The organism is Mesorhizobium sp. M5C.F.Ca.IN.020.29.1.1, assembly GCF_003997375.1.
Classification (GTDB): Bacteria; Pseudomonadota; Alphaproteobacteria; order Rhizobiales; family Rhizobiaceae; genus Mesorhizobium; species Mesorhizobium wenxiniae.
This window is the reverse complement of record NZ_RZSW01000294.1, coordinates 1-7,653: the sequence shown is the minus strand read 5'-3', so window position 1 is coordinate 7,653 and position 7,653 is coordinate 1. Positions and strand designations below refer to the sequence as shown.

At 64.2% G+C, this 7,653-nt stretch carries 6 protein-coding genes; 2 read left to right on the top strand and 4 right to left on the bottom strand.

The genetic code is table 11. The features are described from left to right. The coding region (locus EOA85_RS21700) for a trimethylamine methyltransferase family protein (protein WP_206523340.1) at positions 1-596 on the bottom strand (596 nt) is incomplete at its 3' end. Positions 597-782: 186 nt separating this feature from the next. Then, the gene (locus tag EOA85_RS21695) at positions 783-2,276 is read right to left on the bottom strand and encodes a PLP-dependent aminotransferase family protein (protein ID WP_127211113.1); all 1,494 of its coding nucleotides are present in this window, start codon (positions 2,274-2,276) and stop codon (positions 783-785) included. A gap of 338 nt (positions 2,277-2,614) precedes the next feature. Between EOA85_RS21695 and pgi the strand changes: the two genes are divergently transcribed. Both pgi and EOA85_RS21685 read left to right on the top strand, forming a co-directional pair. Beyond that, positions 2,615-4,258 (top strand): glucose-6-phosphate isomerase, encoded by a 1,644-nt coding sequence (gene pgi, locus EOA85_RS21690; RefSeq protein ID WP_127211112.1) that lies wholly within the window; start codon positions 2,615-2,617, stop codon positions 4,256-4,258. Between the two features lie 5 nt (positions 4,259-4,263). Then, entirely contained in the window at positions 4,264-4,986 is a 723-nt protein-coding gene (locus EOA85_RS21685; protein WP_029357042.1) for an HAD family hydrolase, read from the top strand. Positions 4,987-4,996: 10 nt separating this feature from the next. Here the strand turns inward: EOA85_RS21685 and EOA85_RS21680 are convergent, their stop codons facing one another. Both EOA85_RS21680 and EOA85_RS21675 read right to left on the bottom strand, forming a co-directional pair. Then, complete coding sequence (locus EOA85_RS21680) at positions 4,997-5,656, bottom strand: 50S ribosomal protein L11 methyltransferase (protein ID WP_127211114.1); 660 nt, start codon at positions 5,654-5,656, stop codon at positions 4,997-4,999. 86 nt (positions 5,657-5,742) lie between these two features. Next, positions 5,743-7,590 carry a long-chain fatty acid--CoA ligase gene (locus tag EOA85_RS21675; protein ID WP_127211111.1) on the bottom strand — a complete coding sequence of 616 codons (1,848 nt, stop codon included), beginning with the start codon at positions 7,588-7,590 and terminating at the stop codon, positions 5,743-5,745. Between the last annotated feature and the right edge of the window lie 63 nt (positions 7,591-7,653).

Here is a 7,653-nt window from a genome sequence, read left to right as displayed (position 1 = left end):
CAGGCGTAGAGCGTGTTGAAATCCATGTCGAGCGGATCGGGAATGTCGCGCGGCACCATCGGCCGCTGGAAGAAATGGATGTTGTCGAGCCCTTCGACGATGCGGGCCGCGTCATAGATGTCCTGCAGCAGCGACTCTCGATACTCGCGCTTCTCGACGTCGACCAGATGCACGGCGGCGCCCGCCGTGCCGTAATGCACGCGCTTGCCCTGGATCAGCATGTCGTGCTTGGGATCCTGGCCATGAAGGGTGAAGTGGCGTGCGGCCTTCTTGATGGTGTCGAGGACGAGCGCGCGCGGAAAACGAATGCGGCCGTCCTCGCCGAGCGTGGCGCCGGCCTTGGTCAGCGCCTCGATGCAGGATGGGATGGCATTGGCGAAGCCGACCGTTTCAAGCAGCGTCAGCACCGCTTCGTGGATGCGCTCGCGGTCGTTTTCGCTGAGCGGCCCGTAGCTTCCGCCTTCAAGGCCGGCGCGCACCGGCTTGATATCGTCGGCAAGCGGCGCCGCCCGCATGGCGCGGCGCGCTTCGCGCCCCCCGGAACGCCGCGAACGTTGGTCCGAGGTCGTATCCGGCTTCTCAACAGCCACTGACATGGGAGGCACTCCACCTTTAGCTGCGAAGCGGGCGGCGGTGGTTGGTCCACCATCGGCGTGCTTCGTCCCCTTATGCCTCGAACTATGCCGCCGGCATTGGTGCAGCCTATGAGCCAGACGGTCCCGTCACATATGCCAGAGCGCTAAAGAATGGCGGCCGGTCTCTGTTACGCCCCGACCGAGGCATCAAGCCGCCGCCGGCCTGCGCCCGGCCGCCGTCGCCAGTTCGCGGATGCCGGGCTCGATGTGCTGCAGCGCAATCGAGGAGATGCCCAGCCGCATGAAGCGCGACGGCTTTTCGGTGCGGTCGAAGAAGCGGTCGCCAGGCTCGATGATGACGCTGCGCGTGGCGGCGGCCTCGGCCAGCCCGCGCGAATCGGTGCCGCGCGGCCCTTCGAGCCAGAGCGACGCGCCACCGGCGGAATCGGTCGAGCGCCACTCCGGCAGGAAAGCGGAAATTGCATGGATCAGACGCTTGCGCCGTTCGTCGAAAGCGCTCGACAGCCGCCGCACCAGCGCCTCATGGTGGCCAAGCGACAAGAACAGTGCGACCGCGCGCTGGTTGTTGGCCGGCGGATGACGGAGCATGAAGCGGCGTAGCGCGCGAAGCTCGGAGATCAGCCCGGCCGAGGCAACGATGTAGCCGAGCCTAAGGCCCGGAGCCAGCGTCTTCGACATTGAGCCGACATAGATGACGCGGCCCGAGCGGTCGAGGCTCTTCAGCGCCTGCTGCGGCGCTTCGTCCAGAAGCTGGCTGTCATAGCCGTCCTCGATGATGATTTGGTTGTGACGATTGGCGCGCGCCAGCAGGTCCTGCCGGCGCTCCGCCGACAGCGGCACCATGGTCGGGCAATGGTGGCTGGGCGTCACGAAGACGAAGCCGGAATCGCTGGGAATAGAAGCGGTTACGATGCCGGAGTGGTCGACCGGGACCGGTGTGACGTCGGCGCCCGCCAGTCGGAAGATCGAGCGTGCGTCGGGATAGCCGGGGTCTTCCATGGCGACCTTGGAGCCTTTGGTCATCAGCAGCGTCGCCAGCATGTAGAGCGCATTCTGCGCGCCGAGCGTGACGATGATCTCATCGGGGTTGGCGAAGATGCCGCGCCGCGGCAACAGCCGCGCCTGGAACTGCTCGATCAGCAGCGGATCGTCGCGGTCGACCATGTCGGACGCCCAGTTGCGGATCTCGAGCACGGCGAGCGCCATGCGGTTGCACTCGCGCCACTCGGCGGTCGGGAACAGTGCCGGATCGAACTGGCCATAGACAAAGGGGTAGGACGACTTGATCCAGTTGTCGTGCTTGGCCGGCGGCGGCATGTCGCTGGCCGCGATCTGTCGGCGCGCCTTCCAGTCGATCTCATTGGCCTGGTCGGGCGCCTTCTGGTGCGGTTTGGCCGGCGTCGCCAGCACGTCCGGATTGACGAAATGGCCGCGCAGTTCGCGCGCCACAAGGAAACCCTGGTCGACGAGTTGCTGGAAGGCCAGCACCACGGTGCCGCGCGCCACGCCGAGTTTCTCGGCCAGGATCCGGCAGGACGGAAGCGGCATCGAGGCGGCGATTTGCCGGTCGAGGATGGCGGCGACGATCGCTTGACGGATCTGTGCCTGCAGGGTCTGGCCGGATTCCGCCGAAATCCGGAACAGGCCGGACCATATGGCCGTGTCGTTTCGCTGTGGCATGGAAGATGTTCCTCGATGGCCAGCTTTTTTCACTTCGCTGGACCAGTCGAATGTACCGGTGGCACAAGCTGTTGCGCCAATCAATTTTTCTGATCGCTGGGATTTACGCCAGTGATCCTTCGCTGCAACGCGTCATCCCCTGGCGTGACGCCGTGCGTCATCGCTGCGTGACGCCGTGCGTCATCCCAGCGTGACGCCGTGCGTCATCGCTGCGTGACGCCGTGCGTCATCGCTGCGCATTGAAACCAGTTGATTTCGGCTAGATAGTTTGGACGCGACGACACGCGCCGGAAACATCCGGTCTGTTATGTTGGGATTTCAAGGCTCGGAGTGAGGCAGTGGATCAATCGTCCTTTCAAAAACAGCTCGACGCCCTGCGCGATCACCGTGCGGCCAAATCGGGCAGCATGCGCGAGGCTTTCGCCGCTGATCCGCAGCGCTTCGAAAAATTCTCCGCCACCGACGGGGACCTGCTGCTCGACTGGTCGAAATGCGCGGTCGATGCGCAGACGATGGATATGCTGGAGAAGCTGGCGGAAGCCGCCGATCTCGAAGGCCGGCGCGCCGCGATGTTCTCAGGCAAGAAGATCAACGTCACCGAAGGCCGCGCCGTGCTGCACACCGCCCTGCGCAACCTGGACGGCAAGGGCATCGTGCTCGACGGTCAGGATGTGAAGGCGGAGGTTGTCGCCGTGCTCGACGCGATGGGCGTCTTCGCCGATGCCGTGCGCTCCGGCAAGGCGGCCGGCGCCACAGGCAAGAAGATCACCGACATCGTCAACATCGGCATCGGCGGGTCCGACCTTGGCCCGGCCATGGCGACGCTGGCGCTGGCGCCCTATCACGACGGGCCGCGCACGCACTACGTGTCCAACATCGACGGCGCTCATATCCACGACACGCTGATGGGCCTTTCCGCCGAAACCACGCTGTTCATCGTGGCCTCGAAGACCTTCACCACGGTCGAGACGATGACCAATGCCGAGACGGCACGCGAATGGGTGCAGAAGGCGCTCGGCAAGGAAGCGGTCGGTAAGCATTTCGCCGCCGTCTCGACGGCGCTGGAGTTGGTGGCCAAGTTCGGCATCGCGTCCGACCGCGTCTTCGGCTTCTGGGACTGGGTCGGCGGACGCTATTCGGTCTGGGGCGCGATCGGCCTGCCGGTGATGATCGCCGTCGGCCCGAAGAATTTTCGCGCCTTTCTCGACGGCGCGCATGCGATGGACGAGCATTTCCAGACTGCGCCGCTGGCCAGGAACCTGCCGGCGCTGATGGGGCTGGTCGGCTGGTGGCATCGGGTGATCTGTAAATACCCCGCTCGCGCCGTCATCCCCTACGATCAGCGCCTGTCGAGGCTGCCGGCCTATCTGCAGCAGCTCGACATGGAATCGAACGGCAAGAGCGTCACCCTCGACGGCGGCGCTGTGACCACGCCGACCGGCCCGCTGGTCTGGGGCGAGCCCGGCACCAATGGCCAGCACGCCTTCTTCCAACTGCTGCACCAGGGCACCGATTTCATTCCGGTCGAATTCCTCGCAGCGGCCATCGGCCATGAGCCGGACCTCAAGCATCACCACGATCTGTTGCTCGCCAACTGCCTGGCGCAGTCGGAGGCTTTCATGAAGGGCCGCACGCTGGAGGAAGCGCGCGCGCAGATGCTGGCGAAAGGCATGGCGCCCGCCGAGGTCGACAGGATCGCCCCGCACCGCGTCTTCTCCGGCAACCGGCCCTCGACGACGATCCTCTACAAACAACTCGATCCGCATACGTTCGGACGGCTGATCGCGCTCTATGAGCACCGCGTCTTCGTCGAAGGCACGCTCTTCAACATCAATTCCTTCGACCAGTGGGGCGTCGAGCTCGGCAAGGAACTGGCGACCGGGCTGCTGCCTGTCGTGGAAGGCAAGGAGAATGCCGCAAAGCGGGACGCTTCGACCGCCGGACTGGTGGGACACATCCACCGATTGCGCGGATCGGAGTAAGCGGCTTGGCCGAGATCAAGGGAATATTGTTCGACAAGGACGGCACGCTTGTCGACTTCAACGCAACATGGCTCGGCGTTGCCGATTTCATGGCGATGGATGCGTCGGAGGGCGACCGCTGGAAGGCCGACAGGCTGCTTGCCGCGGCGGGCTACGATTTCGCCACCAAACGCTTCAAGCCCGACTCCATCTTCGCCTCCGGCACCAACATGGATGTCGTCGAGCTTTGGTTTCCGCGGCTGTCGGATGAAGACCAGATGCTTGCCGTCGCCCGCTTCAACGAGATCACCTCGGTGCAGGGCTCGGCGATGGCGGTGGCGCTGCCGGGCATCGTCGAGACGCTCGGCGTTCTTCACAGGAAATCCTACCGGCTCGGCGTCGCCACCAACGATTCGACCACTGGCGCGGAAAAGACATTGCTGACGCTCGGCGTCGCGCAGCTGTTCGACGCCGCCTATGGTTACGACGCGGTGGCCAATCCGAAACCGGCGCCGGATACGATCCTTGCGTTCTCGGACCTTACCGGCCTGAGGCCGACCGCGATCGCCATGGTCGGCGACAATCGCCACGATCTGGAGATGGCGCGGGCCGGCGGCTGCGGTCTGGCAATCGGCGTGCTCTCCGGCACCGGCACGCGGGAATCGCTATCGCAGATCGCCGACGTCATTCTGGATTCGGTTGCCGACCTGCCCGACTTTCTTTCGGCAAGGGTCAAGGAGACGACCTGAACTCGCAGGGCTACTCCGGCTCGAACGAGAAGACACCGCTCGGCTTCATCGCCGCGCCTTTTGCTTCGCCGACATCCGGCACGCGGTATTCGGCCAGCAGCCGAAGCCGCGAGCGGGGCAGGTAGGCCCGGCCCGGGTCGCCGATCAGCACATTGATGCGTGCGGCTAGGCAGCGGTCGAGGAAGGGGATGACCCGGTCGGCGAGATCTTGCCCGTAAAACAAGTCGCCGGCTGCCACGACATCCACCGGCGGCGGCGGACCAGCGGTGATGTCCTGGCCGACGACTTTGATTGCGACGCCGTTCGCCGCCGCATTGAGACCGAGCGCGGCGACGCCGTTGCGGTCGATCTCGGACGCGAGCACTTCGCGCGCTCCGGCCCTTGCCGCGGCGATGCCGACGAGGCCTGACCCGGCGCCGAGGTCGAGCACGCGAAGCCCGGCCACGGACTCCGGCCGATCGAGGATGTAGCGGGCAAGCACCGCGCCGCCGGCCCAGGCATAGGCCCAGTAAGGTGGCTGCGGCTCGGGCCCGTCCTCGTCGGCTTCGGTTCCTTCTTCTTCCGGCTCGGCTGTTTGTCCTTCTTGATGCGTGAGCCGCCACAGACCGCTCGCGGGATGCGCTGCATAAAGCCGGATTTCGGGAAGCGCACGAACAGGGGCGATACGCATGTTCGCCTTGATGAATGTCAGCGGATCGTGACGGGAGAGCGTGTCCACCGTGTCATCGACAGTAAGGCAATCGCCCAAAATTATCCCTACCCCCGTAACGCCCGCCGCAGAATCTTGCCCACCGGCGTCTTCGGCAGTTCGGTCCGAAACTCGATGTATTTTGGCCGCTTGTAGCCGGTCAGGTTCTCGCGGCAATAGACGGTCAGCACCTCAGCGGTCAGCAACGGGTCCTTCTTGACGACGAACAGCTTCGGCACTTCGCCCGAATGCTCGTCCGGCACACCGATCGCCGCCACTTCGAGCACGCCCGGATGCAGGGCCACCACTTCCTCGAGTTCGTTCGGATAGACGTTGAAGCCGGACACCAGGATCATGTCCTTCTTGCGGTCGACGATCTTGGTGTAGCCGCGCTCGTCCATGAAGCCCATGTCGCCCGACTTGAAGAAACCATCCTTGGTTATCACCTTGGCAGTCTCGTCCGGCCGTTTCCAGTAGCCGGCCATCACTTGCGGTCCGCGTATGCAGATCTCGCCGACTTCGCCGAGCGGCAAATCGTTGCCGTCGTCGTCGCGGATGGCGATCTCGGTCGAGGGCAGCGGCAAGCCGATTGTGCCGGTGAAGGTGCCATTGCTGAATGTGTTGGCGGTGGCCACCGGCGAGGTTTCCGAAAGCCCGTAGCCCTCGGTGACCGGGCAGCCGGTCAACGCCTTCCAGCGTTCGGCAACACCCTTCTGCACCGCCATGCCGCCACCCAGCGTCAGGATCAGTGGCTTGAAGTCAAGCTTGCGGAAATCTTCATTGTTGAGCAGTGCGTTGAACAGCGTGTTGAGGCCTGGAAAGATGTGGATCGGATATTTGCCGAGTTGCTTGACGAAGCCGGGAATGTCGCGCGGATTGGGAATGAGTATGTTCTGGCCGCCGAGCTGCATGCCCATCAGTGCGTTCACCGTCAGCGCGAAGATATGGTAGAGCGGCAGCGCGCAGATGAAGTTGAGATGCGCCGGTTTCGGCTTGACCGTGAAGGCGTCCTCGATCCAGAGCGCGTTCTGCGCCACATTGGCCAGCACGTTGCTGTGCAGCAGTACCGCGCCCTTCGAGATGCCGGTGGTGCCGCCGGTATATTGCAGGAAGGCGACATCGTCGGCAGCGACCTTCACCGGCTTGAAATTCATGCCGGTGCCTGCTTTCAACGCGGCGTTGAACTTGACATGGCCCGGCAGCGACCAGGCCGGGACCATCTTCTTCACGCGGCGCACGACGAGATTGACGATCGTTCCTTTCAGGCCGCCAAGCATGTCGCCCATCGCCGCGACCACGACATGCTTGACAGCCGTTTTGGCGATCACCGCCTGCAAGGTGTTGGCGAAATTTTCGAGAATGACGATGGCTTGAGCGCCTGAATCCCTGAGCTGATGTTCCAGCTCGCGCGGCGTGTAGAGCGGGTTGATGTTGACCACGACATAGCCGGCACGCAGCACTGCCATCATCGCCACCGGATATTGCAGCACGTTCGGCATCATCACCGCCACGCGTGCGCCTTTCTGCAGTCCCGTAGACTGCAGATAGGCGGCGAAGGCGGCCGATTGCCGCTCGACTTCCGCATAGGTGATGGTCTTGCCCATGCAGGTGAAGGCCGGCCGGCTGGCATACTGCTTGCAGGCGTCGGCGAGCAGATCGCCGATGGAGCCGAAGGGCAGGGCGCCGATCTCAGCAGGAACGACCTTCGGGTAGCTCTTGAGCCAAGGCCTTTCCGGCGATCCGGCGCCAACTGCTTTCGGCAATCTCTCGGCCGGACCCGGCTTCGAAGTCGATGTCGGTGCCGCTTTGGCAACGGCTTTGGCCGTCGGCGCCTTTGGCTTGTCGGAGCTGGCCGGTTTTGCGGCAGTTTTGGCCCTCGCTTTCGCGGGGGCCGTTGTCCGTGGTGCTTTTGCCACCTGTCCCTCCCTCGGTTGTTCTTATTGTCTCTGCTTGCCCGCCGCGTTGCCTCCGAATGACAG